This is a genomic window from Modestobacter sp. NPDC049651, from assembly GCF_040659695.1.
GTDB lineage: Bacteria > Actinomycetota > Actinomycetes > Mycobacteriales > Geodermatophilaceae > Modestobacter.
In genome coordinates, this window is the sequence record NZ_JBFAOG010000011.1 from 88,785 (window position 1) to 113,311 (window position 24,527).

At 74.5% G+C, this 24,527-nt stretch carries 18 protein-coding genes; 8 read left to right on the forward strand and 10 right to left on the reverse strand.

Annotation, left to right across the window (positions count from 1 at the left end; translation table 11 throughout):
• Nucleotides 1–149: 149 nt before the first annotated feature.
• Entirely contained in the window at nucleotides 150–1,157 is a 1,008-nt protein-coding gene (gene galE / locus AB0J00_RS15795; RefSeq protein ID WP_357746203.1) for a UDP-glucose 4-epimerase GalE, read from the forward strand.
• A 24-nt stretch (nucleotides 1,158–1,181) separates the two neighbouring features.
• On the opposite strand, the gene AB0J00_RS15800 is transcribed toward galE, so the two are convergent.
• Both AB0J00_RS15800 and AB0J00_RS15805 read right to left on the reverse strand, forming a co-directional pair.
• Entirely contained in the window at nucleotides 1,182–2,312 is a 1,131-nt protein-coding gene (locus AB0J00_RS15800) for a putative glycoside hydrolase (RefSeq protein WP_357746204.1), read from the reverse strand.
• Nucleotides 2,309–3,901: a DUF4832 domain-containing protein gene (locus tag AB0J00_RS15805; RefSeq protein ID WP_357746207.1), complete on the reverse strand. Its 1,593-nt coding sequence runs from the start codon at nucleotides 3,899–3,901 to the stop codon at nucleotides 2,309–2,311. Before AB0J00_RS15805 ends, AB0J00_RS15800 begins: the two co-directional genes overlap by 4 nt.
• A 296-nt stretch (nucleotides 3,902–4,197) precedes the next feature.
• On the opposite strand from AB0J00_RS15805, the gene AB0J00_RS15810 reads away from it, so the two are divergent.
• Together AB0J00_RS15810 and AB0J00_RS15815 are read left to right on the forward strand one after the other, a co-directional pair.
• Nucleotides 4,198–4,689, forward strand: a complete 492-nt coding sequence (locus AB0J00_RS15810; RefSeq protein ID WP_357746209.1) for a GGDEF domain-containing protein — start codon at nucleotides 4,198–4,200, stop codon at nucleotides 4,687–4,689.
• Nucleotides 4,690–5,961: 1,272 nt separating this feature from the next.
• Nucleotides 5,962–6,765 carry a hypothetical protein gene (locus AB0J00_RS15815; RefSeq protein WP_357746211.1) on the forward strand — a complete coding sequence of 268 codons (804 nt, stop codon included), beginning with the start codon at nucleotides 5,962–5,964 and terminating at the stop codon, nucleotides 6,763–6,765.
• Nucleotides 6,766–6,793: 28 nt separating this feature from the next.
• Here AB0J00_RS15815 and AB0J00_RS15820 read toward each other — a convergent pair whose 3' ends face one another.
• The 7 genes from AB0J00_RS15820 to AB0J00_RS15850 all read right to left on the reverse strand — a co-directional run bounded on the left by AB0J00_RS15820 (nucleotide 6,794) and on the right by AB0J00_RS15850 (nucleotide 16,390).
• Complete coding sequence (locus AB0J00_RS15820; RefSeq protein WP_357746213.1) at nucleotides 6,794–7,915, reverse strand: acyltransferase; 1,122 nt, start codon at nucleotides 7,913–7,915, stop codon at nucleotides 6,794–6,796.
• Nucleotides 7,916–8,057: 142 nt separating this feature from the next.
• The gene (locus AB0J00_RS15825) at nucleotides 8,058–9,386 is read right to left on the reverse strand and encodes an oligosaccharide flippase family protein (protein WP_357746215.1); all 1,329 of its coding nucleotides are present in this window, start codon (nucleotides 9,384–9,386) and stop codon (nucleotides 8,058–8,060) included.
• Nucleotides 9,383–10,621, reverse strand: coding sequence for an O-antigen ligase family protein (locus AB0J00_RS15830; RefSeq protein ID WP_357746217.1), 1,239 nt, complete (start codon nucleotides 10,619–10,621; stop codon nucleotides 9,383–9,385). The genes AB0J00_RS15825 and AB0J00_RS15830 overlap by 4 nt, the downstream gene beginning before the upstream one ends.
• Nucleotides 10,618–11,988 (reverse strand): ABC transporter C-terminal domain-containing protein, encoded by a 1,371-nt coding sequence (locus AB0J00_RS15835; protein ID WP_357746219.1) that lies wholly within the window; start codon nucleotides 11,986–11,988, stop codon nucleotides 10,618–10,620. The genes AB0J00_RS15830 and AB0J00_RS15835 overlap by 4 nt, the downstream gene beginning before the upstream one ends.
• Nucleotides 11,989–12,160: 172 nt before the next feature.
• Complete coding sequence (locus AB0J00_RS15840) at nucleotides 12,161–14,401, reverse strand: glycosyltransferase (protein ID WP_357746222.1); 2,241 nt, start codon at nucleotides 14,399–14,401, stop codon at nucleotides 12,161–12,163.
• Entirely contained in the window at nucleotides 14,398–15,102 is a 705-nt protein-coding gene (locus AB0J00_RS15845) for a WecB/TagA/CpsF family glycosyltransferase (protein ID WP_357746224.1), read from the reverse strand. Before AB0J00_RS15845 ends, AB0J00_RS15840 begins: the two co-directional genes overlap by 4 nt.
• A 322-nt stretch (nucleotides 15,103–15,424) precedes the next feature.
• Complete coding sequence (locus AB0J00_RS15850; RefSeq protein WP_357746226.1) at nucleotides 15,425–16,390, reverse strand: GDP-L-fucose synthase; 966 nt, start codon at nucleotides 16,388–16,390, stop codon at nucleotides 15,425–15,427.
• A 97-nt stretch (nucleotides 16,391–16,487) separates the two neighbouring features.
• Here AB0J00_RS15850 and gmd point away from each other — a divergent pair, with 97 nt between their 5' ends.
• Nucleotides 16,488–17,501, forward strand: coding sequence for a GDP-mannose 4,6-dehydratase (gene gmd, locus AB0J00_RS15855; protein ID WP_357746228.1), 1,014 nt, complete (start codon nucleotides 16,488–16,490; stop codon nucleotides 17,499–17,501).
• A gap of 9 nt (nucleotides 17,502–17,510) precedes the next feature.
• Here gmd and AB0J00_RS15860 read toward each other — a convergent pair whose 3' ends face one another.
• Nucleotides 17,511–18,926 carry a sugar transferase gene (locus tag AB0J00_RS15860; RefSeq protein WP_357746230.1) on the reverse strand — a complete coding sequence of 472 codons (1,416 nt, stop codon included), beginning with the start codon at nucleotides 18,924–18,926 and terminating at the stop codon, nucleotides 17,511–17,513.
• 496 nt (nucleotides 18,927–19,422) lie between these two features.
• On the opposite strand from AB0J00_RS15860, the gene AB0J00_RS15865 reads away from it, so the two are divergent.
• From AB0J00_RS15865 to AB0J00_RS15880, 4 genes are all read left to right on the forward strand, one after another.
• On the forward strand, nucleotides 19,423–20,412 hold the full coding sequence (locus tag AB0J00_RS15865; protein WP_357746233.1) for a class I SAM-dependent methyltransferase: 990 nt from the start codon (nucleotides 19,423–19,425) through the stop codon (nucleotides 20,410–20,412).
• 5 nt (nucleotides 20,413–20,417) lie between these two features.
• On the forward strand, nucleotides 20,418–21,368 hold the full coding sequence (locus AB0J00_RS15870) for a hypothetical protein (RefSeq protein WP_357746236.1): 951 nt from the start codon (nucleotides 20,418–20,420) through the stop codon (nucleotides 21,366–21,368).
• A gap of 139 nt (nucleotides 21,369–21,507) precedes the next feature.
• On the forward strand, nucleotides 21,508–23,697 hold the full coding sequence (locus tag AB0J00_RS15875) for a glycosyltransferase (RefSeq protein ID WP_357746238.1): 2,190 nt from the start codon (nucleotides 21,508–21,510) through the stop codon (nucleotides 23,695–23,697).
• The gene (locus AB0J00_RS15880) at nucleotides 23,690–24,511 is read left to right on the forward strand and encodes a glycosyltransferase family 2 protein (RefSeq protein WP_357746240.1); all 822 of its coding nucleotides are present in this window, start codon (nucleotides 23,690–23,692) and stop codon (nucleotides 24,509–24,511) included. Before AB0J00_RS15875 ends, AB0J00_RS15880 begins: the two co-directional genes overlap by 8 nt.
• The last annotated feature ends 16 nt before the right edge of the window (nucleotides 24,512–24,527 follow it).

The window sequence follows — 24,527 nt, forward strand, 5'->3', positions numbered from 1 at the left end:
GAAGACACGGCGGGTCGAGGTCTTGCTCGAATTGTCGATCACCACGGTCATGTCGCATGCCACATTGTCATCCGCCATTCGAGGAAGAGGATCTTCCCTTTGCAGTGGCCGAGCCGGAACAACCCGCGAGGTGGCCTACCTTCGCACCCATGACTTGGCTCGTCACCGGCGGCGCCGGCTACATCGGCGCGCACGTCGTCTCGGCCCTTTCTGCGGCCGACCAGCGCGTCGTCGTGCTCGACGACCTCTCCACCGGATCGCTCGACCGCGTCGGCGACGCGCCGTTGGTGGTCGCCTCGGTGCACGACCAGCGAACCGTCGCCTCGACGATCCGCGACCACTCGGTCACCGGGATCATCCACCTGGCGGGCAAGAAGGCCGTGCCGGAGTCGATGGCCGACCCGCTCCGCTATTACCAGGAGAACGTCGAGGGGCTGCGACGCTTGCTCGCGGTGGCCACCGACGAGCAGGTGCGGGCGTTCCTCTTCTCGTCGAGCGCCGCCGTCTACGGTGCGCCGGACCTCCAACTGGTGACCGAGGAGGCTCCGTGTCGGCCGGTCAACCCCTACGGCGAGTCGAAGTTGATCGGCGAGTGGCTGCTGGCCGCCGTAGGGCGCGCCAGCGGGCTCCCGCACCTGAGCCTGCGGTACTTCAACGTGGCCGGCGCGGGGTCCCCGGCGCTCGCCGACACGACCGTCGCCAACCTCATGACGCAGGTGTTCAGCCGTCTGGAGCGCGGCCTGCCCCCGCTCGTCTTCGGCGGTGACCACCCCACCCCCGACGGCACGTGCATCCGCGACTTCGTGCACGTCGCCGACCTGGCGGACGCCCACGTCGCGGCAGCTCTCGCCCTCGCGGAGGGTCGGGTGGTCTCGGGCGTGCTCAACATCGGTCGTGGCGTCGGCGTGTCGGTCAAGGAGGTCTGCCGCCTCATCGCCGAGACGACACGGGAGACCCACCCAGCCCCGGCGCCCGTCGTGGTGGACCGCCGAGCCGGTGACCCGGCCCAGGTCGTGGGTTCGGCCCGACGCGCAGCCGAGGTCCTCGGCTGGACGGCGTCCAGGGACGTCGCGGACATGGTGCGCAGCGCGTGGGCCGGCTGGCGGGAGCACCACGCCGGGCCGGCGATGGCCGCGCACGCCGCGCAGGCGGTCTGACCCGCCACCTGTCGGCGCCGGGGCTCAGCGGCGGAACAGCACCCCCTCGTGGGGCTGCAAGGTCACCCGGTCGGGGGCGGACCCACCGTCGGCAGTGCGCAGCCCCGGCGGTACGGCAAAAGTGATCTTGCGGCGCTTGCTGTCGTTCAAGTTGACGGCCGCCCAGCCGTCGACGAACCGGCGGTGCCAGCCGTTGCCGCGCTGCTGCGGCTCCTCCAGCGGCGCGCCCAGGTCCCAACCGAGTTCGGCCTGCCAGGGGGTGCCGCTGTGGGAGTCGTGCGCCGTGGCGGCGAACGCCACGTCCTCGCCAGCACCGAACACCCACACCGCCGCCAGGCCGTACCGCGCGCTGGGGTGCCCGTCATCCCCGTCGGTCACGACGTGCACCACCGTCGTACCTGGGCCCCGTAGCTGGTCCATCTGAGCGAGAGCGGCATCGGGCGGCAGGAAGTCTGCGGGCCCCCATGCCAGGAAGACCTCCTCGTAGCCACCACCCCATCGTGCGTGCCGAGCCCAGCGGCCGGGCTCACGGCGCGCCTCCGCGATGTTGGGCACCAGCAGCTTGCCCACCGACGAGAGGCGCTCACCCGCCATCGGGACGAACTCGTCCAGCGCACGGCGGAGATCCACCATCTCTCGGCCACCTTCGAGCGGGGGACGCAGGCCGTAGTAGTCGTCGTAGACGTCGTTGTCGGCCATGACCCCGTCCCACCGCGGCTCGTCCTCGAGCCGGTCGGCCACGTTGTCGCACCAGCGCTCCCGGTACTCGTCCTCCCACGTGGCCATCTGCCAGTGGCCGGGGTAGTTCGCCCACTCGATCCGACTGCCGTCCTGCCGGTGCGCGAACCAGTGCTCGCCGGCCTCCTCCGCCTCCTCGAGACTGACGCCTGACGTGTAGACCGGCCCGTGCTCGTGATCGCGGACCGACGACAGGCACGTGTAGGCCAGCACGGTCATGTCCGGACGCCGGTCCTTCAGCTGGTGCAGCGCTTCGATCTCCCACGGCTGGAGGATCGCGAGCCGGTAGTGGTCCACCGCGAAGTCGATCTGGTCCTGGGTCAGAGGGTCCTGGTAGCGGATCCACGCACCGCGACTGGTAACCACGACCTCCAGCGTGCCAGAGCGCCCCCGGCGAGCCGGCGCGCGTGCGGTCACGGCGTGACGATCACCGTCCGGTGCATGTCGTTCCACCCGGTCACCGGGTCCCACAGGCCTGCGTCAGCCAGTTGCACGCCGTAGGCGGGCTGACCGGCGAGCGCGGGTGTGGGGTCAGGGAGCGCGAGCGCCAGGGCCCAGGTCCCCGGCGTCGAGGGGAGCTGGAGCTGGACGTCGACCGAGGTGGTGGACCCCGGCTGGATCGTCCGCACATCCAGCCGGACGGGCGTCTGCACGGTCCCACTCGGCCCGGTGAGCAGGAGCTGCACCGGCCGGTTCCGCAAGGGCGCCGCCCACCCGTCGTTGCTCAACTGCAGGCGCACCCGGACGGTGCTCCCGGCGCGGCCCGACTCGGGGAGGCTGCTGGTGACCAGTCGGAGCCGGTACCCCAGCCGCTGCGCAGCGATGCGGCGCCCCTCCGACCCCCAGGACTGCAGGACGTCCGGGTGGTAGTCGGCATTGAGGAAGCTCCAGTGGTAACGCGCCAGCTCAGTCGATGCGGTGGGCCAGTCGGATCGTGGACGGTTGACCCCGCACGTCTCGCCACCGACCGGGGCCGTGCGGCTGTGCCTGGCCAGCCATGCCCGGTCGTCGGCCGACGCGAAGGTGCCCATGTCATCGGGCGATGCCAGCAGGCAGTCGTCGTGAACCCCGACCCGGGCCGCCCGCGGATCACCCTCGAGCAGACGGGTCACGATCGCCGGGTAGCGCACCTGGACGTCGATCGAAGGGGCCAACGCATCCAGGAGTGCGTTCAACACCTGACCTCGGGCGGCCCAGTCTCCGTCGGACAGCAGCCACGGTCTGTCCGGGTCCGACGTGTAGGAGTCGCTGTAGTACCACTCCCCCCATCTGCCGATGAAGCCGGCCTGCACGACGAGCACGACGTCCCGCGCCGCGTTGACGACCGGCGCCAGCTGCCGGATCTGCGCGACGGCGCGAGCGGGCGGGGCATCGCGCCCGTCGTCCGAGGAGTAGGCGAACCGCAGGACGAGCTTGACGCCCGCCAGTCGGGCGGTGTCCAGGTCGCTCGCGACGTGCGCCAGGAACGACGGGTCGATGGTGTCCTGGCCGGCGAGCTCTCCCAGGTAGAAGACGCGGTACACCAGGGTGATCTGGTCGGTGGTGCGCCACTGGACGAGCTGGGTCGGGTCGAGGGGTGTGTACCCCAACCCGTCGGTGCCCCAGCGGGCCTCCGTGTACCGCGTGAAGCCCCGCTCGGGGTTGGCGATCACGTCGTCGGACTTCACGTAGGTCGTGGTGATCGGCGCCGTCGCCCCCATCGACGTGGTCGAGGACGGTGCCTGCGGCGCAGCGTCGGCCAGGACCGATGCCGGCGAGGGCCCAGCGGCAAGACCTGGCCGTGCCGCTGCTCCCGATGGTGCTGCCGTTGTCGGCGATGCGCCGATCACCGGGAGGGCGCCCGATGCGAGTTCACCCGCCGCCGGCGCCGTGGCGGACGCAGGTGTGCTCGCGGTGGGGCTGTCGGCGACGTCGAGGACATGGCCCGCACTGGCGCCCACCAGCAGCAGCGGGCTCAGGACCAGCGTGGCCAGCCGTGCCCGGGCCGACGCGTTCCGCCCGATCACCGTTGCTCCCCCCGTGGTCCGCCCGGACGGCGCCGGGCCGGGCGACTGTAACCATCGCGGTGTCCCGGTCCGGGACGCGCGGGACGGGTGGTGGGTCGTCGGGCGGGTGGTGTCGGGAACCACCGGTCCGGGCCCCGTGGAGGCCGACGAGTTCACGCGCCGCCCGCGACCCCGCGCGGCCCCGTGGCCAAACGGGCCAAACGGGCCAAACGGGCCACGACCCGGCGGTCACCCCGTAGGAGGAGTCGAAACCGGTGCGGGTTCACGGTTCGGATCCTCCGGCCGATCCCTCACGCATGCCGATCACGACCCACCCGATTGCGCGCGACACGTTCACCGTCGACGCCTCCACCCTCCTGCCCACCCGCGCCGACCTCGTCGTGCGCCTGGACGAGCGCGTGCGCAGCGCCGACGACCAGCCCGCCACGCTGGTGCTCGTCGGTCTCCTGCGCCGCGACGACGGCTGGCCGATCCCGGGCAGCGTGCTGGGTCAGCTGACCAGCGTGCTCGCCAGCTCCGTCCGCGGCGATGACTGGATCGCCCGCTCTGGCCCCACCGAGTTCGCCGTCGTCTTCGACGGCTCCGCGGAGGCCGCCGAGGCCGCGGCCACCCGCCTCATCGCCGCCATCTCCGCCCAGGGCATCGCCGGGATGTCCGCGGCCGCCGGGCTGGCCGGCCTCACCGTCGACATCACCGGCAGCGAGGTGCACCGCCGGGCCACCCTCTGCCTCGCCGCCGCCCGTTCCGTCGGTGGCGGTCAGGTGATCAAGTACAGCGGAACGCGCTGACCGCGTCCCGCCGCGACGGAGCGGCGGGGTCGATCGGCTCCCCCGCCGCTCTCCGACTGCACGCGCCTCTCTGCCCGCTCTCCCCCGTGCCGGGCAGGGAGGCGTGTGCGCTTGCTCCCCCGTCCCACTCGGACCCTTCCGTCACACGGCGGCGTGTCCGCGGCGGCGGACTCCCGGCCGGCTGGTGAGCTGACGCGGACCTCCCCGCCGCCGCGGGAGGCGGAACGGGAGGCAGGTCGGTGCGCGGAGCCATCTCGCGACGTCGGGCTGCCCGTCCGCCGGTCCGCACGGCGACCCAGCTCGCGCTGATGGCCGAGCGGGCACACGCTGCGGGGACCGGCGTCCCCGAGGAGACGCTGCCGGCTGCACCGGCCGACGCGGCCGTCGGGCCCGCCGCAGGGCCGGTGGGCCTCGCGCCCGTCGTCCGGCGGCGGCCCCGCAACGCGGTGCTCTCCCGCCGGCTGTGGGTCGCCCCTGCTCTGGCGCTGGCTGCCGTCGGCCTGCTGCCGCTCGCCGGCCAGGGCATCGCCGCCCTCGGCGGAGGCGTCAGCCTCACCGGGTCCGACAGCTCAACGGCCGACAGCGGGCCGTCCCACCCCGCCAAGGCCACGCCGTCGGCCACCGCCCCGCGTTCAGCGCCCGCATCTGCGGTCGCCATCCCGTCGACCAGCTCGGCCGCGCCCACCAACAGCGCGGCCCCGTCGTCCTCTGCAAGCCGCAGGACCAGCAAGAGCCCAGCGTCCGGGAGCTCGTCGGCCGCCTCCAGCCAGCAGGCCGCTGTGCCGGCCGCAGCCAGCCCTGCCCCGATCGTCCAGTCGCCGCCGTACACCGGCTCGTCCGGTGGGCAGACGACCCCGCGCACCACCGGCACGGTGACCGGCCGGCACACGACCGGGACCGGATCGACGGCGGGGACGACGAACGGAACGGGCACGGCCGGGGGCACCACCGGCTCGACCCCGTCGACGACCGTCAGTCCGTCGCCCGCCCCCGAGCCAGTCCCCTCGGGTGGCGAGGCGCCCACGACACCGGTGCAGGAGCCGCTTCCCGACACCGGCACGGACTCCCCGCCACCCGACCCCGCACCCTGACGGGCTGGGACCTGGCCGGGACTCCCCCGAGGCGCCCCGACCGTGCTCCCACCCTGACCCACATGGATGCGGAACGCACCAGGCAGAATCGGCAACTGGCCGTTCACCTGCGCGCTTGCCGGTTGACGGTCCGCACCCACGGGCCTCCCGTGGGTGATGGGACGAGAACGGGGACGCCCACATGACCGACGACGCCACCGCACCGGACCGCCCGGACGCCGACGAGCACGACCCCTTCGTGGTCCAGCTCGCCTGGCTGGTCGACGCCGCCGGCGGGCAGGGCACGCTGGCCCGGCGGTCGAAGGTCGCGGAGCGGTCGCTGCGCAGCTGGTCGCGCGGCGACTACCCGAAGCAGAACGACTCCCCCGCCGTCCGCCGGCTCGACGCCTGGGCCCGCGCCACGATCGCCGGCTACCCCACCGCGGCCGGCGTCCCGGCACTGACCGAGACCTCCGGCCCCAACCGTCGGTCGACGACGGAGCCGGTGGTCGTGGCATCCGCCGTCGCCGCCGGGTCGGAGCCTGCTGAGCCGGTCGCGCAGTCGTCGCTGCGCCGGCGCTGGTCGGTGCTCGCCGGGGTGGTCGCCGTGCTGGCCGTCGCAGCGGTGGTGGCCGTGGTCGTCGCCAGCAGCGGAGACAGCGGCGCCGCCCCCAAGCCGCCGACCGACACCAGCGCGCTGCCCACCCGCGGCGCCGAGGGGCAGTCGTTCCCCGAGGAGACCGGCAGCCTGGGCGCCAACACCTTCGCCGACCCGGTGAAGCTGCAGGACCAGGCGCTGAAGATCCCGCCGCACACCACCGTGACCGTGCGCTGCTACGCCCACGCGCCGAGCATCCCGAGCGTCATCCCCGACGGGAACTGGTACCTCATCGACACCGCGCCGTGGACCGGCCGCTGGACCCCGGCCAACTCGTTCATGAACGGCGACGTGCCGGGTGGGCCCACGCTGCACAACACGGACCACGCCGTCCCGAGGTGCCACTGAGCAGCGTGCGGGGGGACCGGTCCCGTGCTCAGCCGGCGGGTCGGGCGGTGGCGTTCCGGGGCCGGAGGCGCCGCTCCATCGGGACCTCGACCAACCGGTGGAGTCCCCAGGCGGCCAGGAGCGCGCAGCCGAAGGCACCCGTGACCGCCGCGCACCAACTGGCTCCGCTGAGGGCGTCGACGTCGACGCCCGCCCGCCGGAGCACCTCGAACCAGGTGACCATCGTCAGCGAGTGCACCAGGTAGAAGGCGTAGGACCAGGTGCCCAGAGCCACCAGCCCGCGGGAGCGGAGCACCGATCTCCGTCCCGCGAGGTCGGCCTGCGCCGCCGACCAGATCAGCAGAGCGAAGGGCACCAGCGTCACGGCGACGTCGCGGAAGGCGGCGGGGACGTGGTCGGCGGCAGCGAACGAGGCGATCGCGACCAGCCCCGCTGCCCACAGCGGCGGGGCGGAGCGGACCCCCTGGCGGACCAGCAGCCCCAGCAGCACGCCCACCGTGAACTCCAGCGACCGGCTGACGGGGAAGACGACCGCCGCCCAGTGCGCCAGGGGACCGTCGCCGGCCACCCACACCGCGACCGCGAGCGCCTCGACCGCCCCGACGCACGCCAGGACGGCCGCGAGGGCCCGCCGCACGCTCCACGTCCCGACCAGCCGGTGCAGCCACGGGAACGCGAGGTAGAAGAAGGCCTCGCAGGAGAGCGTCCAGAACACCGCGTTCGTCGCCCAGTAGACCGTCTCCGACGGCACCCACGACTGGAGCAGGGTGAGCGGCACCAGATCGACGACCGACGGGCGGCGTCCGGCGGCGACCAGCACCACGAGCGACACCACCCAGGTGACCGCGTAGGCGGGGTACACCCGCGCGAAGCGGCGCCGGTAGAAGAGCGCCGGGGTGTCGCCGGGGCGGGCCGTCCAGCTCATCACCAGACCGCTGACCACGAAGAAGAACGAGACGCCCGTGGTCCCCGCGACGAGGAACGAGTCGCCCGGCGCGCCGCGCCCGTAGTTGAGCGCGTGCAGCCCGAACACCGCGAGCGCCGCGAAGAACCGCAGCCCGGTGAGCGAGTCCAGCCGCGGTGGTCGGGTGCGGTCCTGCGCGCCCGTCTCGACCGGGGCGGACGCCGGCTCCTCCGTCAGTGCACGCACCGGGTCACGGTCGCACCCCGGCGCGGCGCAGGACCCCTGCCCGGTGCCGATCTCACCCGTATTGCCGAGGCGCGTCACCCGCCGGGGAGGTGCTCCCCCGATGAGTCCTGCGCCGCCGGCGTCCAGCGTGCGGCCGCGCGGCTCAACCATCGAGTCGCGCATCGTGCCGGCGCTGGAGGACCAGCAGCATCGTCCAGGAGACGGCGGCGAACACGCACTCGGCGACCAGGGTGGCCACGACCCCGCCACGCCAGGACCAGTGCGCGATGCCGATGACGCACAGGACCGCGGCGACCGCAGCCGCTGACATCACCGTGGTCAGGCGCGCGCCGTGCGCGCGGAGCCCCATCAGCCCGTTGAAGCTGAACACCCCGAGGCTCCGCAGCACCACCAGCACGGCCAGCAGCCGGACCATCTCCTGCGAACCGGCGTACTCCTCACCCAGCACCAGCGGCAGCAGCGGCGCCGCCAGGAAGACGGCCACCGCCGCCACGAGCCCGTAGCCGGCCCCGGCCGCGGTGAAGCGCAGCGACCGTTCGACGTGCTCGTGCCGCCGGGCGGGGTCGTGCTGGAGGAATCGGCGGTGCGAGGCGGCGACCAGGGCCTTCAGCGGAGCGAGCGCGACCTGCACCGCGCGGTAGGCCGCCGCGTACAGACCCGCCGTGGTCGGGTCGGCCAGCCGGACCATGAGGATCTTGTCCGCGTCCTCGTGCACGGAGAACGAGAGCAGGGCACCGGCGAAGGAGAGCGTGTCCCGGACGTCCCGTCCCGTGGGCCGCCGCCAGGAGAACCTCAGCTGCGCGTGTCGCCGGAGGTCGACGAGCACCGCCAGCGCGGCGAGCGCCGAGAGGCCGGAGAACGACCAGGCCACCGCGGCCAGCGACAGCCCGCCCGCCACCGCCAGGACCAGCACTGCAAGGGCTCTCGCCGCCATCAGCAGCAGCCGGACGACCACCGAGCGGCGGTAGTCGTCGAGCGCCTGCAGGTAGCTCGCGCCCAGCGCCACCAGCCCGGACCCGACCAGCTCCGCGACCGCCAGCAGTGTGAAGACGGTGATCGTCAGCTGGGGGAACAGCACCGGGCGCAGAGCGAACCCGATGGCGAGCCCGACGACCGTGCTCCCCGCGAGCAGCACGAGGCACCGCGCGAAGACGTGGTCAGCGGGCGCGCGGTCCCGGACCACGCCCTGGAGCAGCAGCTGGCCCACCGAGGCGTAGGAGAACATGCCCAACGTGGCGACCAGTGCCTGGGCGCCGACGAACTGCCCGTAGTCCACCGGGCCCAGCTGGGTGCTGATCAGGTACACCACCAGCAGGCTGGAGACGAGCGTCAGTGCCTCCACGCTGGTCGCCCACACCGTGTCCCCGGCGAGCCGCCCCGACCACCGGCGCGAGCCGGCCGGCGTGCCGGTGACCGGGGCGCTGGCGAGCTGCGGGTCGCCCGGGTCGTGCGCCACCTGGACGGCGCTCACACCAGCACCTCCTCCGGCCGCACCTGCTCCGGCTCACGCCGGGCCGGCCGGGCGGGTGGGGTCCGGCTCCCGGACGACAGGCACCCGGACAGCGCCGCGAGCAGCAGCAGCCCGTTCCCCGTGAACGGCGAGCTCTCCGTGAGGGCGGTCACGCAGAGGAGGACCAGCACCCCCATGGACCACGCACCCACCGGACCACCGCGCACGGCGGCCCGCACGGCGACGCCGCCGAGCAACAGCACCAGGAGCGCCAGGCCGACCCAGCCCACCTGCAGGCGGATGTCCAACCACCCGTTGTGGGCGTAGAAGGCCTCGAACCGGGACTCCCGCCACAGCGCGAGGGTCACGGGCGTCGGCCGTTCCCAGACACCCCCGAAACCGAACCCGACCAGCGGATGGTCGTGCAGGTGGTGGCGGACCGCCGCCCAGATCGCGCGCCGTCCGGTCAGGGAGCTGTCCCGGCCCAGCGCGCCGAAGAACAAGCCGGGTCGAAGCACGGCCAGTGCGCCGACCAGGCCGACCACCGCGGCGGCCGCCGAGTCGACGAGCAACCGGTCCCGCCCCGGCGGACGTCGGTCCCGCGCCGTCGCCCAGGTGATCACGGCGACCGCGACCGCCGTCGCCGCGAGGGCGCTGGCCGACGCGCTGCCCAGCAGCAGGACCGCAGCGAGGACGAGCCAGCCGCGGCGCGCCCAACCCCGGGGCAGCTGGGTCCACAGGGTGACCACCGCGAGGGCGCAGAAGAAGCCCAGGTCGTTCTTGTGCGGGAAGGCACCGTGCCATCCCGGCGCCCCGTCCAGGCCGGCCGCGGTCGCCCACCCGGGGGCGACCACCAGGGTCGCGACCGTCACGAGCAGGACGCACTGGACGGTCCGGGCCAGGACGAGCGGAGCGCGCGCACCGCAGACCTGGCCGCCGATCCAGCCCACGGTCACCAGTGCCAGCAGGTCGACGAGCCGCAACGCGCTGGACCCGCGGTCGGCGCTCCAGGCGACCGAGACCAGGCACCACAGCACGAAGGCCGCCAGCGGCACCGGCAGCCGCAGCCTGGCCCGCTGCACCGAGGGCAGGGCGAGGACGGCGAGCAGCACCGCGAAGGGCAGCGCACGGAGCAGCCACCTGGCCACCAGGAACTCCGACCACTGCGAGAGCACGAAGGCGGTGGCCAGCAGCAGCCCGATGGCGCTCCCGCTGCGGTACCGGCCGTCGGGACGAGGTCCCGGCGCGGACGTCACGGGGTCGTGACGGCGACGTGCACGCGCACGTCACCCGCGGTCGCCAGGAGGTCCAGGCCCAGGCGGAGGTCCGCCTCGGCCTGCTCCCGCACCGGCACCACGAGGACCGCCTGCCCGCCCGCCCGGGCGGCCGCCCCGGCGAAGGAGGAGTCCACCAACGACCCGGCGTCGACCAGGACGACGTCGGCGTCCGCGGACCAGTCCGGCAGCCCCTTGCCGAAGTCCACGGACGTCAGCGCGTCGGGGGCGTCGTGCGAGACGACGGTCAGGCCGGGCAGCGCGCCCGCGCCGACGCGCCAGCCCTCGTCCCCGGGGTGGGCGGCCGAGCCGTCCCCGGCCAGCAGGCCGCCGTCCTGCCACGGGGAGACCGCGACGACGCGCCGCCCCTCCTCGGCCAAGCGCCGCGCCACCGCGGCGAACACCACCGCCCGGCCTCGCCCCGCTCCTGCGTCGCAGACGGTGACCACCCAGGGACGGGCGCCGTCGCTCCGGGACTCCAGCAGCGCCACCAGTCGTCGCGCAGGCGCCGTGGCGGCCTTGCGGCCACGACCCGTGCGGCGCACGTGGCGGAAGACCGCATCGACGGGGCGGCCGGTCAGCTCCTCCAGCTGCCACACACCAGCCACCCGGGGGCGGCGGAGCGCGACGACCACAGCGGCGAGCACGCCGAGCAGGCCGGCCAGCACGGCAGCCCCCACGGCACCGGCGAGCAGGGAGAACGGCCGGTGCAAGGTCGCCCCCCGCGCCTGGTCGACCACCCGGGTGGCGTCCCGGAGCACCCCGGGCCGGTCGAGTTCGGCGAGCTCGCCGGTGACCTGGGCGTACTGGGCCTGGAGTGCGGTCGCCAGCGCCCCGGCGACGCCGGGGTCCGCCAGCCGGTCGGTGAGCTGCGCGGACTGCGCCTCCAGTGCCTCGCGCTGACCGTCCAGGGCGGCTCGGGCCGCCTGGGCGCGGCGATCGAGGTACGTGTCGGCCACGGCGTTGGCCACGCCGACGGCGGTACCGGGTGAGTCCGCCCGCGCCACCACGGTCACGACGTCGCTGCCCGTGACGTGGGAGAGCTCCAGCGCGTCCAGCACCTGCCGAGCCGTCAGCGACGGGTCGAGGGACCTCCCCGCTGCTGCGGCGGCGGAGTAGCTGCGGAGGGACTCCAGCTCACCGGTGACGTAGCGCTCCGGGTCCCCGGAGAAGGGCTCCTGCCCCGGCACGGTCACCGCGGTGCTGTCCGTGACGAGGACGGCCGACGCCTGGTAGCTGGCGGGGACGGCGTACCAGCCGAGAGCACCGGCGGCCGCGCCCACGAGCACGACGACCAGCAGGGGCAGGAACGATCTCCGGACAGCCTGCAGGAGCAGTTGGAGTTCCACCGAAGGCCTTTCCTCTGTGCTGTGGAGCCGCGCCGGGTGCGTCCCCGCGGCGACGGGTTGGTGCTGGTGACGGTCTCCCGGGAGGATCTCCCGCCGCGCGCCCGGACCGGCCGGTTCCGGCGGTGCCCTGACCCGCGTGGGTGAGCTGACGACGCCCGGTCCGGGCGGGTGCTCACGCCGGCTGGTCGGTGGTGAGGACTGCCAGCTGCCGATCCAGCTCCGCGTACGCCTCGCCGGGGGAGAACCGGCGTGCGGCCGACCGGGCACGGGCCTCGAGGAGCTGCCGTTGGGCGTCGTCGTCCAGCAGTTCCACCACCGCGCCGGCGAAGGCCGGCGCGGTGTCCGCGACGACGAACGGCGCAGGCTGCAGGCCACCCAGGCCCTGCGCGCCGACGGACGTCGTCACGGTCGCGACGCCGTGGCACAGCGCCTCGACGACCTTGACCTTCAGCCCGCTCCCAGCACGCAGCGGCGCGATCGCCACGGCCGCGCCGGTGTACTCGGGGGTGAGCGAGGGCACCTCGCCGCGCAGCACGACGCCGCTCGGCACGCTCGGCACCCGGGCGCAGACGGTGCCGACGACGTGCAGCTCGCTGCCCGGGCGCCGGCGGAGCACCTCGGGCCACACGTCCTGGAGGAACCAGCGCAGGCCCTCGACGTTGTGGAGGGTCCCGCTGCCGACGAACAGGCAGCGGCCGGGGCGGACGTCCGCGCGGGTCACCGGGTCGACGGCGAGCGCCACCGGCGTGACCACCACCGTCGCCCGGGGGGCGAGTGCGGTCAGCGCCCGCTCGTCGTCCCACTGGATGGCGAGAGCCAGGTCCACCTGCGCCAGCACGGCGGACTCCTGCCGGGCGGAGAAGTCGGCCGGCTCGACGCGGTGCCCGGCGGCCCGGAAGCTGTCCGCCCGCTCGCTCACGACATCGTGGCTGATCACCCCGCTGACCCGCACGGAGTCCGGGAGGACCAGCGGACGGGGAACCGAGAAGACCGTGTTGAAGAGGACGACCTCGGGTGCGACTGCCGCGAGCTCGTCCCGCACCCAGGCGGACTCCGCCGGAGCGAGCCACCGACCCAGGACGTGGTCGACGTCCGCGCGTGATCGCCACGCGGTCCGGAGCCGGTCCACCGCCGTCTGCGCCCGGTGCGGCAGCCGCCGGAAGAGCTGCCACGCCAGGTGGCCCGCCAGGGCGGACGGCCCGGTGAGCAGCTCGACTCCGGCAACGGTCCGAAGGGACGGGGTCCGGTAGCGGATCCCGTCCCGGCCCGCCCGACGGACGGCGAATCCCGTGCGTCCACCGGTCACCAGGAGCACGACGTCGTGGCCCTCGGCCCGCAGGTGGTCGAGGAGGCCGCGGAGGTGCTTGCTGTGCCCCGCCTCCTGGTGGTCGGGCCCCTCGGCAGCCACGACTGCGACGGTCCCGCGGCCCGTCGCCGCCGGAGCGGTCGGCCGGGCGTACAGGTCGACCGTCCGCCCCCGCAGCCCCTCGAGCATGCCGGCGGCCCGGGCGATCCGCATCGCCCCGGTGACCGCGCGCACGCGGTTCCCGGTCAGGCCGCCCGCGACTGCTGCGATCACGCCGGTCGCCGCCCAGTAACCGGCCCGCACCACCCGCTGCCCCGGTCGTCCCGCCGGCCAGCCCGGGCGCGAGCGGTCGAGGAGCCCGAGGGTGGTGCCCTTGCGGTGCTCCCTCCGCAGCAGGTAGCGCACGGACAGCCGCTCGCGGGGGACGGCCTCCCGGGCCACCGCCGTCGGCTCGAACCAGATCGTGGCGCCGCCGGCGACAGCCTGCCGGGAGAACAGCTGGTCCTCACCCCCGGACGAACCGAGCTCCTCCTCGAAGCGGAGACCGAGCCGCTGGAGGAGGGCCGTCGTGACGAGCAGGTTGCCGGCGTGCGCCTCGGGCACCCAGCCGGCCTCGCCCACGACCGAGTGGAACACCGGTCGCCGGATCCAGTCCGGCGCTCCCGCGGGGTGGTCGGCCAGCACGGGACCGCAGACCAGGTCCGCGGTCGTGGTCCGCTGCGCCTCGATCAACCGGTGCAGCCAGTCGGGCGCGGGCACCTCGTCGTCGTCGATGAGCGCGAGCAGCGGAGCGCGGCCGGCGGCCCCGTCGAGCACCGCGTTGCGGCCGCTGGCGATGTTGCCCGCGCCGTGCGGGACGTACTGCAGTTCGGTGCCGTCCGGGAACGTCAGGCCCTCGACGACCCGACGCGCCTCGAGGTCCGGGGAGTTGTCGACCACCAGCAGCAGCAGCCGCGGCGCCCGGGGGCCGGGGAACGTCAGCCGAGCGAGCTGCTCGAGCAGCGTCCGCAAGGACCCGGGACGCCGGTGGGTGACGATCCCGACCACGACGTCGAACGACTCGGCGTCGACCCGGGGAGGAACCGGGTGCGCCACGGTGCTGGTCACCGTGCCACCGAGTCCACGGGCTCCGCGCCCGCCTCGATCGCAGCGTGCACGGATGCGCGGACCATCGCCTCGAACGGCACCCGCCCCCGCTCGAGGAGGTGCGCCCTGATGAGCTCCGCGGACCGTCGGGCCTGCAGACCCTCGACCGTGTAGCGGCGCCACAGGCGACCGGGCTCACGGCAGACCCGGACCAGCCAGTTGACCTTGTGGCGGTAGGCCCACGGCGGGTAGTAGGCGGGATCGCCCACCTGGTCCAGCCACCCGCCCGCGGTGAGCAGCACCTGCTCGGTGAGACCTGCCGACACGAGGTCCAGCAGGTAGCTGTCCTGGCGGGGTGCGCCCAGCCCGACGACGACCAGCTGCGCGCCGGCGTCCTGGAGCCGGGTGGCCATGTCCGCCGCCGGGGGGAGCTCCTCGTACCCGTCGCAGACCAGCACGACCCGTGGAGCCGACGCCGTCGCCTCCACGACCTCCGTGGCCGCGGCGAGGCTCTCGCGCCGGCTGCCGATCAGCGCCACCCGGGTGCTGCGGGGCAGCTGCTCCAGGAGGAGGGGCAGCACCAGGTCCGCGCTCGTCCGCGGCGCGCCCGGGGCCGTCAGCCGGCGGAGGAAGAACCCGTCGATGCCGACGTGGTCGAACCGGGAGACGTCGACGTCCGCGCGGATGGACCGCAGGACCGACGAGTGGTTGTACCAGGTCACGGCCGCCCCCGTCCGGGCGACGAGCGCTTCCCGGAGATGGCTGGCGACGTTCGCCGCCCACCGGTGCTCGTCCAACGACCCGGGTCTCGGTTCGACCACTGCACTCCCTCTCGATCACGCGGGGAGAGCACCACGGGGCGTGGTGGTGACCGGGACCGTGCGGTGTGCGCGCGACGGCTCGTCCGGCCGCCGACATGGCTCCCCGGCGGTGCCCCGACGATCGCGAGTCACCGCGCCGCTGCCCAGGGGTCACCAGCGGAACTCACCCGGCCGGAGGAGCGATTTCACCCGCGGCGCCCGCCGGGGTGTGGCGGCGTGCGGATCAGGCGGCGCGGACGGTGCCGGCGGCGAGCTGCTGGAGGTACCAGGCGTACGTCTCCGCCAGCCCCTCCCGCAGACCGATCTCGGCCCGCCAGCCCATTGCGTGCAGCTTGCTCACGTCCAGCAGCTTGCGCGGCGTGCCGTCGGGCTTGCTGGGATCGAACCGCAGCTCCCCGCGGTAGCCGACGACGTCGGCCACCAGCTCGGCCAGCTCGCGGATCGGCACGTCCTCGCCCACGCCGACGTTGATCGGCTCGGGCTCGTCGTAGTGCTCCAGCAGGAACAGGCAGGCCCGGGCGAGGTCGTCGACGTGCAGGAACTCCCGGCGCGGGGTGCCGGTGCCCCACACGGTCACCACCGGCGCCCCGCTCTCCTTCGCCTCGTGGAACCGGCGGATCAGGCCCGGCAGCACGTGCGAGTGGGTCGGGTGGAAGTTGTCGCCGGGCCCGTAGAGGTTGGTCGGCATCGCCGAGACGTAGTGGACGCCGTGCTGCCGCCGCAGCGCCTGCACCTGCAGCACCCCGGCGATCTTCGCGATCGCGTACGCGTCGTTGGTGGGCTCCAGCGGCCCGGTGAGCAGGCTGTCCTCGCGGATCGGCTGCGGGGCCTCGCGCGGGTAGATGCAGCTGGACCCCAGGAACAGCAGCCGGGTCGTGCCGTGCCGCACCGCGGCGTCGAGCACGTTGACCTGCATGCGCAGGTTGTCCGACAGGAAGTCGGCCGGGTAGGTGTCGTTGGCCAGGATGCCGCCGACCTTCGCGGCCGCCATCACGACGGTGGCGGGGCGGGCGGCGGCGAAGAACGCCTCCACGCCCGCCGGGTCGCGCAGGTCGAGCTCGGTGGAGGTCCGGGTGAGCAGCGCGGTGAACCCGGCGTCCTCGAGGTGGCGCAGCACGGCACCGCCCACGAGGCCCCGGTGCCCGGCGACGAACGTCGCGAAGTCCCTGGCCAGAGGCGCAATCGGCACGGCGGAACCACCCTTCCCCAGGCGATCGGGGCCCTACGCTAGCCGCCACTCGCACCGCTGGACCGCCCCGGACCCGCGCGAAACAGGAGGCCGCCACGTGGCCAAGTCGGCTCTGATCACCGGCATCACCGGCCAGGACGGGTCGTACCTCGCCGAGCTGCTGCTGTCCAAGGGCTACGAGGTGCACGGGCTGATCCGCCGCTCCTCGACCTTCAACACCGAGCGGCTGGACGGGATCTACCAGGACCCGCACGTCGCCGACCGCCGGCTGTTCCTGCACTTCGGCGACCTCATCGACGGCGTCACGCTCATCAACCTGCTGCGCGAGGTCAACCCCGACGAGGTCTACAACCTCGGCGCCCAGTCGCACGTGCGGGTCTCGTTCGACCAGCCGGTGTTCACCGGTGACGTGACCGGGGTGGCCGCGATGCGGCTGCTCGAGGCGGTGCGGGCCGCGCGGGTGCGCACCAAGATCTACCAGGCGTCGTCGTCGGAGATGTTCGGCGCCACTCCCCCGCCGCAGGACGAGCAGACGCCGTTCCACCCGCGCAGCCCCTACGGCGTCGCCAAGCTGTACGCCTACTGGGCCACCCGCAACTACCGGGAGGCCTACGACCTGTTCGCGGTCAACGGCATCCTGTTCAACCACGAGTCGCCGCGGCGCGGGGCCACCTTCGTCACCCGCAAGGTCACCCGGGCCGTCGCCCGCATCCAGGCCGGCCTGCAGGACAAGCTCTACCTCGGCAACCTCGACGCCGTCCGGGACTGGGGCTACGCCCCGGAGTTCGTCGAGGGCATGTGGCGGATGCTCCAGCACCCGGTGCCGCAGGACTACGTGCTGGCCACCGGCACCGCCTACTCGGTGCGCGACTTCGTCCGGATGGCCTTCGAGCACGTGGACCTCGACTGGGAGCGGTACGTCGAGCACGACCCGCGGTACGAGCGCCCCTCCGAGGTCGACGCGCTCATCGGCGACTACGGCCGGGCCGAGCGGGACCTCGGCTGGCGGCCGACCGTGCTGCCGCCGGAGCTCGTCCGGATCATGGTCGACGCCGACGTCACGCTGCTGGACGACGAGCGCTCCGGCCGGCTCGTCCGCATCGACGGCTGACCCCGGCGCTCACCGGCCGCGGAAGAAGACCACCTCCGACACGGTGCGGAGGAGGATCTTGATGTCCAGCCAGAGCGACCAGTTCTCGATGTAGTAGTTGTCGTAGCGCGCGCGGTCGGCGATCGGGGTGTCGCCGCGCAGCCCGCTCACCTGCGCGAACCCGGTCAGCCCGGCCCGCACCCGGTGGCGGTGGGCGTACCGGTGGTAGGTGGCCGAGAACTGCTCCACGAAGTACGGGCGCTCCGGGCGCGGGCCGACGAGCGTCATGTCACCGCGCAGGATGTTCCACAGCTGCGGCAGCTCGTCGAACGACGTCCGGCGCAGGAACCGGCCGACCGGGCCGACCCGCGGGTCGTCGCAGATCGACCAGTGGGTGGCGGACTCCTCGCCGTCCCGCGGGCGCAGGCTGCGGAACTTGAGGCAGTCGAAGACCTGGCCGTTCCGCCCCACCCGGGGCTGCCGGAAGATGATGCCCGGGCCGCCCTCGACCCGCACCGCCAGCGCGCAGAGCACGAGCACCGGCGCGAGCACGACGAGCAGCACGCTCACCACCACGACGTCGAACGCCCGCTTGACCCCCCACGCCAGCCCGGTCAGGTTCGGCGTCCGGATCCGCATGATCGGGATCGAGCCGATGTGGTCGCCCAGGCCCGTCTGCGTGTGGAAGTGGTGCAGCCGCGGGACGACCAGCAGGTCGCAGGGCAGGCAGGACGGCGTCCGCACCATGTCCAGCAGGTCGTGCTCGGAGAACGCGCCGTCGGCCACCAGCAGCACGTCGGCGCCCACCTCGCGGACCACGCCGTCCAGCTCCGCCGCCCCGCCCAACCGGGGGACGACGGCCTCGGCGACGCCGACCCCCTCGTCGACGTAGCCGACCACCCGCAGCCCGTACCGGGTGTGCCGGTCCAGGATCTGGGCGAGCTCCGCCGCGGTGAGCCCACCGCCGATGAGCACCGTCGGGTGGCTGGTGACCTTGCGCCGGCGGCTCCACAGGATCAGCTGGCTGCTGAGCACCCGCCCCAGGATGACCGCGCCGATCGCGAGGGCGGTGTCGACCAGGAAGACCTGCACCGCCGCCTGCTGGTGCCGCAGCGCGATGACCGTCGCGACCACGGCCCCCGCGGTCAGCAGCTTGGTCATGAGCGCGGGCAGCTCGTCCAGCACGCTGAGGTGCAGCCGGGCCCGGTAGCGACCTGAACCGGAGACCATGAGCAGGAAGAGCAGGGCCATCACCGTGCTGCCGCGGAAGTGCTGCGCGTGCCACACCCCGGGGGCCACCAGCAGCACCGTGTCCAGCGGGACGACGAGCATCCAGGCCCGGACCCGGCGCAGCGGCGTGCGCTCCTCGTCGAGCAGCTGGTGCACGTAGGTGACCGGGGGGCGCTCGCGGGCAGGCGCGCGCGCCACCTTGTCGGCTGTGCTCATGAACCCTCCCGGGTCCGCGGCCGGCCACCAGGGGACCGTCACGGGGACGTGCCGCAACGGGTCGCCGCACGCCGTGCTGTGCCGTGCCACCCCGCCTCGAGTCCCCCGGCGGGGTCGTGCGCGCACAACATGGCAGGCGCCCGGACCCGTTTCAAGACTGCAGCGACTCCCAACTCAGCGTGCCCATTCGTTCACTTTCGGCCGAGTACTTCCGGTCACCTCCCGGAGTCGCAGAGTGACCTCGGGGAATCGCTCGCTGGAAATTGCGCCGCCTGCGCCGAGATCCCTTGTTCCGATGCAGAACCGCTGGTAACGAGCGCGCGCGAGCCATTTCTTCCCACGCTCCGTATTCACATCGATCCATTTCCGCAAGCGCGCGGCGGGCCTTTCGCCCGCTGGCGGAAAGCCTTATGTTGCACGCGTCCGGGGTCGCCTCGCGGTGCCGGTCACGGGCCCGCGACGCGGCGCCCGACCCACCCAGGAGGCCGGCCCGCCCATGTCCGTCCCGACCCTCACCCGACGTCCGGCAGCCGACGGGCTCGACCTGACGTGCCCGGCGTGCGGCGGTACCGGGCAGCCCCGCCGGCTGGTGGTCGCGCCCGGAGCCCGGCTGGTCCGCTGCAGCAGCTGCCGGACCCAGTACCTGCGCCGGCCCGCGGACGGCGGGAGCGCCGGCGAGCAGGACGTCGCCCGGTCGGTCGGGCCGGACGGCGCACCGGTCGGCACCGACAGCCAGTACTGGGACCCGTACAAGTTCGTCGTCTACGAGTCCGCCGCGGTGCAGCAGGGCTACGACGAGCGCTACGACCTCGCCTTCGGCCTCACCGGACGGCGGACCGGGGCGGTCACCAGCGTCCTGGACGTCGGCTGCGGGATCGGCAACTTCCTCGACTGGGCCCGCCGCCGCGGGATCACCGCCGCCGGGGTGGACGTCGACGCCGGCGCCGTGCGGGTCGCCCGGGAGCGCGGGCTCACCGCCGGGCTGACCGGGGAGGTCGACGAGCTGCTGGGGTCCGGCACCGTGCAGGCGCTGACGCTGTGGGACGTGATCGAGCACGTCTACGACCCCGCCGACTTCCTCGACCGGTTCCTCCACCACCTGGCGCCCGGCGGGGTGCTGCTGCTCGAGACACCGGACGCCGCCTTCCCGGTGCGCGGGGTGCTGCGGGCGCTGCACGCGCTCAGCGGGGGCCGGGCCCGGGTCGTCGACACCATGTACTACTGGGAGCACAAGGTCTACTTCACCGAGGAGGGCCTCCGCCGGCTGCTGGCCCCGCGGGGGCTCGAGCTGCTCGACGTCGTCCGGCTGCCCTCGCCGCGGGCCAAGATGGCGGAGACCTTCTCCCACGTCGTCGACCAGGGCGGCTCGCCGGGCCACCGGCTCGTCGCCCGGGTCTGGCCGGTCGCGGAGACGGTGTTCCGCCGCCTCGGCCGGGGCAACAAGATGATCGTCCTGGCCCGGCGCCGAACGCCGGGGACCGGTTGACCGGCGTGCCCGACGGGGGTGGGCGGCCGCTCGACCGGCACCTGGCGGCGCGGTTGCTGACGCTGGCCTGCTGCCTCGTCCTGGCGGCCGCGGTGCTGGCCGGCTGCGGCTCCGAGCAGCCGTCGGCCCCGGCGCCCCAGCCGGTCGCCACGCGCACGCTGGCCCTGCACGACGCCTCCCGCGACACCGCCGCGGGCGACCACGACCGCGCGGCCCGCGCCGGCCGCGACCTGCCGACCTCCCTCTGGTACCCGGAGCACGGCCGCGGCCCCTTCCCGGTGGTCGTCTTCAGCCACGGCCTGGCGGCCAGACCGGCCGGCTTCGCCGACCTGCTCTCCGGCTGGGCCGCCGCCGGCTTCGTCGTGGCCGCCCCGCAGTTCCCGCTGACGTCGCAGGGCTCGTCCGACGACGACCTCACCGACGTGCTGAACCAGCCGGCCGACGTGGCCTTCGTCCTCACCCAGGTGCTCGCGCTGGACCGGGCACCGGGCGACCCGCTCGAGGGCCGGATCGACGAGCGCCACATCGCGGCCGCCGGCCACTCCGCCGGGGCGGCGACCACGTTGGGCCTGCTGTTCAGCTGCTGCCAGGACCCGCGGATCACCGCCGCCGTGGTGCTCGCGGGCACCACGCTGGGCAACCCCGTCGCCTTCGCGGGCCGGCCGGTCCCGGTCCTGTTCGTGCACGGCTCCGGCGACACCCTCGCGCCGATCGACGCCGCCCGGGACATCTGCGCCGCCGCGCCGGGGCCCACCGCCTTCGTCACGCTGACCGACGGGGAGCATGCCCGGCCGTTCTACGACCCCCGCGACCCGCAGGAGCGCATCGTCCGGTCGGTCACCGCGGACTTCCTCCGCTGGACGCTGCGGAGCGAGGCGTCGGTCGTCTCCCGGCTGCGCGCCGACGCCCACCACCCCGGCCTCGCCGAGCTCACGCACGACGGGCTCCCGGCATGACGCCGCCCGCTCCCGGACGCCTTCCGGACGCGATCGGCCGGTGCTATAGATGACGCCCCCCGACGGACTCCTGCGCGAGGAGCGGGCCCGTGCCAGAGCGCGAGCGCACCCACGTCCCGCCCCGCCGACGGGCGGCCCGGTGCTGCTGACCGGGCGGTCGGGGGCACCCGCCGTCCGCCGGCGGGCGCGGGCCGCGCGCCGCCCGCTGTTCGTCAACGGCAAGTGGCTGGCACAGGTCCCCTCCGGCACCCAGCGGTACGCCACCCAGGTCCTGCGCGCGGTGAGCGCCACCCCGCTGGCCGACCGCACCACCCTCGTGCTGCCCCGGGACGCCGAGGTCCCCGCGTGGGCCGCCGGGATGACGGTGCGCAGGTCCCGGCTGCGCGGCCAGCTGTTCGAGCAGCTCGCCCTGCCCTGGCTCACCCGGGGCGGCCACCTCTACTGCCTGGCCGGTCCCGCCCCGGTGCTCAAGCGCCGGCAGACCGTGGTGATGCACGACGCCATGCCGTTCCGCCACCCCGAGACGTTCCGCCTGGCGTTCGTCCTCTGGTACCGCTTCCTGTACGCGGTGCTCTCCCGGACCGCCGACCGGTTGCTGACCGTCTCCGCGTTCAGCCGCTCGGACCTGGCCCGCGCCCTGCACGTGCCGGAGGCCCGGTTCGGCCTGGCCCCCTGCGGCGCCGACCACATGACCCCGCCCGCGCCGGGCTGGGAGCACACGCTGCCGTTCCCGGTCGGCAGCTTCGCGCTGCTGGTCGGCAACATGGCCCCGCACAAGAACCTGCCGGCGACGCTGTCCGCGCTCGCCACGACCGGCGTGCCGATCGTCGTGGTGGGGCAGGCGCACCCGCACGTCTTCCGCGGGACGCCGCCCGTCGGCGCCTCCGCGGTCCACCCCCTGGGCCGGGTCGACGACGACCAGCTGGCGGCGCTCTACGCCGGCGCCGCCGTGCTGGTCGCCCCCTCCCGCTACGAGGGCTTCGGGGTGCCCATCGTGGAAGCCGGCCGGCTGGGCTGCCCCAGCGTCTTCGCCACCGGGTCGGCGATGCCGGAGACCGCCGGCGCGGGCGGCATCGGCTTCGACCCCGAGCGGCCCGAGCAGGCCGCGGCACTGGTCGGCGAGCTGGTCCGGGACCCCGCGCGCCGCGCGGAGCTGTCCGCCCGGGCGCGGGCGAACGCCGACCGCTTCTCCTGGGCCGACACCGCCCGCACGGTCTTCGGCGACCAGCTGACCGGCGCCGGCACCCGCGCCCCGGCCCGCCCGCTGCGGGTGCTGCACGTGACCGAGACGTTCGCCGCCGGCACCGGCGTCGCCGTCGTCGGGTTCGCGCGGGCCACCCGGGCACAGGGGGTCGAGTCGTCGCTGCTCGCCCAGGACCGCGGGTACCGGCTGCTGGACGAGGTCGCCGACGCGTCGCCGTTCCGCTCCGCGCGGGTGGTCGACCCCGGCATCCGGTCCCTGTGGCGCAGCGTCCTGCCGGAGATCGACGCCGTGCGGCCGGACCTGGTGCACGTGCACTCGTCGATCGCCGGCGCCGTCGTCCGGTTGCGGCTGGCCGGCCGCGGCCTGCCGGTGGTCTACAGCCCGCACTGCTTCGCGTTCGAACGCCGCGACCTGCCGGCCCTGCACCGGGCCGCGCTGCGGGCGGTGGAGCGGCTGCTCGCGCGGTGGACCGACGCGTTCGTCTGCGTCAGCCCGCACGAGACCGAGCTGGCCCGCGGCCTGGCCCCCCACGTGCCGGTGCGTGAGCTGGTCAACCTCTTCGGTCCGGTCGCGCCCGCCCCCTCCTCGGCAGGGGACGCCCCTCCGCTGCGCATCGTCTCGGTCGGCCGGGTGGCTGCGCAGAAGGACCCGGTGCTCTTCGCCCGCATCGTCCGCGCGCTGGGGAGCCCCGCCGACGTCCGGGCCACCTGGATCGGCGGCGGAGACGACCCGATCGCCTGCCAGGAGCTCGAGGACGCCGGCGTGCACGTCACGGGCTGGCTCCCGGCGGCCGAGGTGCGCGGCCGGCTGGCCGACTCCGCGGTGTACGTGCACACCGCGGCCTGGGAGGCGGCGCCCCCGATCGGGCTGCTGGACGCGATGTCCGTGGGGCTGGTCGTCGTCGCCCGCCGGATCGGCGCCTACCAGGGGCTGCTCCCCGACGAGTGGCTCTTCGACGGCGTGCCCGACGCCGTCGAGCTGGTGTCCCGGCTGCGCCGGCCGGAGGCGCGGGCGGCACGGCTGCGCGAGCAGGAGGCGCTCCTGGCCGAGCTGGCGACGCGCGCCCCCCAGCGGGTGCTGACGGCCGCCTACCGCGAGCTCGTCCCCGGGGGCGGGCATGGCTGACCGGCCGTTGTTCAGCATCGTCACGATCACCTACGAGAACCTGGCGGGGCTGCAGGCGACCGTCGCCTCGGTCGACCGCCAGACCTGCCGGGACCTCGAGCACGTCGTGGTGGACGGCGGCAGCTCCGACGGCTCGGCCGACTGGCTGGCCGGGCACTTTCCCGGCACGTGGGTCAGCGAGCCCGACCGCGGCCGCTACCACGCCATGAACAAGGGCACGGGCATGGCCACCGGCGAGTACGTCTGGTACCTGCACGCCGGCGACGTGCTGGCCGACCCCGCTGTCCTCGACCGGGTGGCCCGGGCCCTGCACGACCGGCCGGCGTGGGCGTACGGGCTGGCCCGCGTCGTCGACCCGGACGGGACGCTCACCGGGACGCTCGGGTTCGTCCCCTTCAGCTTCTTCACCTTCGCCGTCCTCGCCCACCCCCTCCCGCACCAGGCCACCGTGCTGCGCCGCGAGCTGGTGGAGCGGCTCGGTGGGTACGACGAGTCGGTGCCGGTCGCGGCCGACCAGCTGCTCCTGCTGCGCGCGGCCGACCTCGCCCCGCCCCGGGCGCTGCCGGACTTCCTGTGCGACTTCGACTCGACCGGCCTCAGCGCCGGCCGGCCGTGGCTCGCGCGGTACTGGGACGCCGAGCGCAACCGCCGCCGGCTCGGCCACCCGGTCACCCGGTCCGCGGTGGTCGACACCCTCATCGCCTTCTCGTACGCCGCCGTCCGGGAGCTCGCGCGGCGCGGCCGCAGCGCCCTCGCGCGACCCGGCCCCGCCCCACCCCCGGACCGGACGCGACCGGTCCCGTCGACGCCCTGACCACCCGCACCCGCCC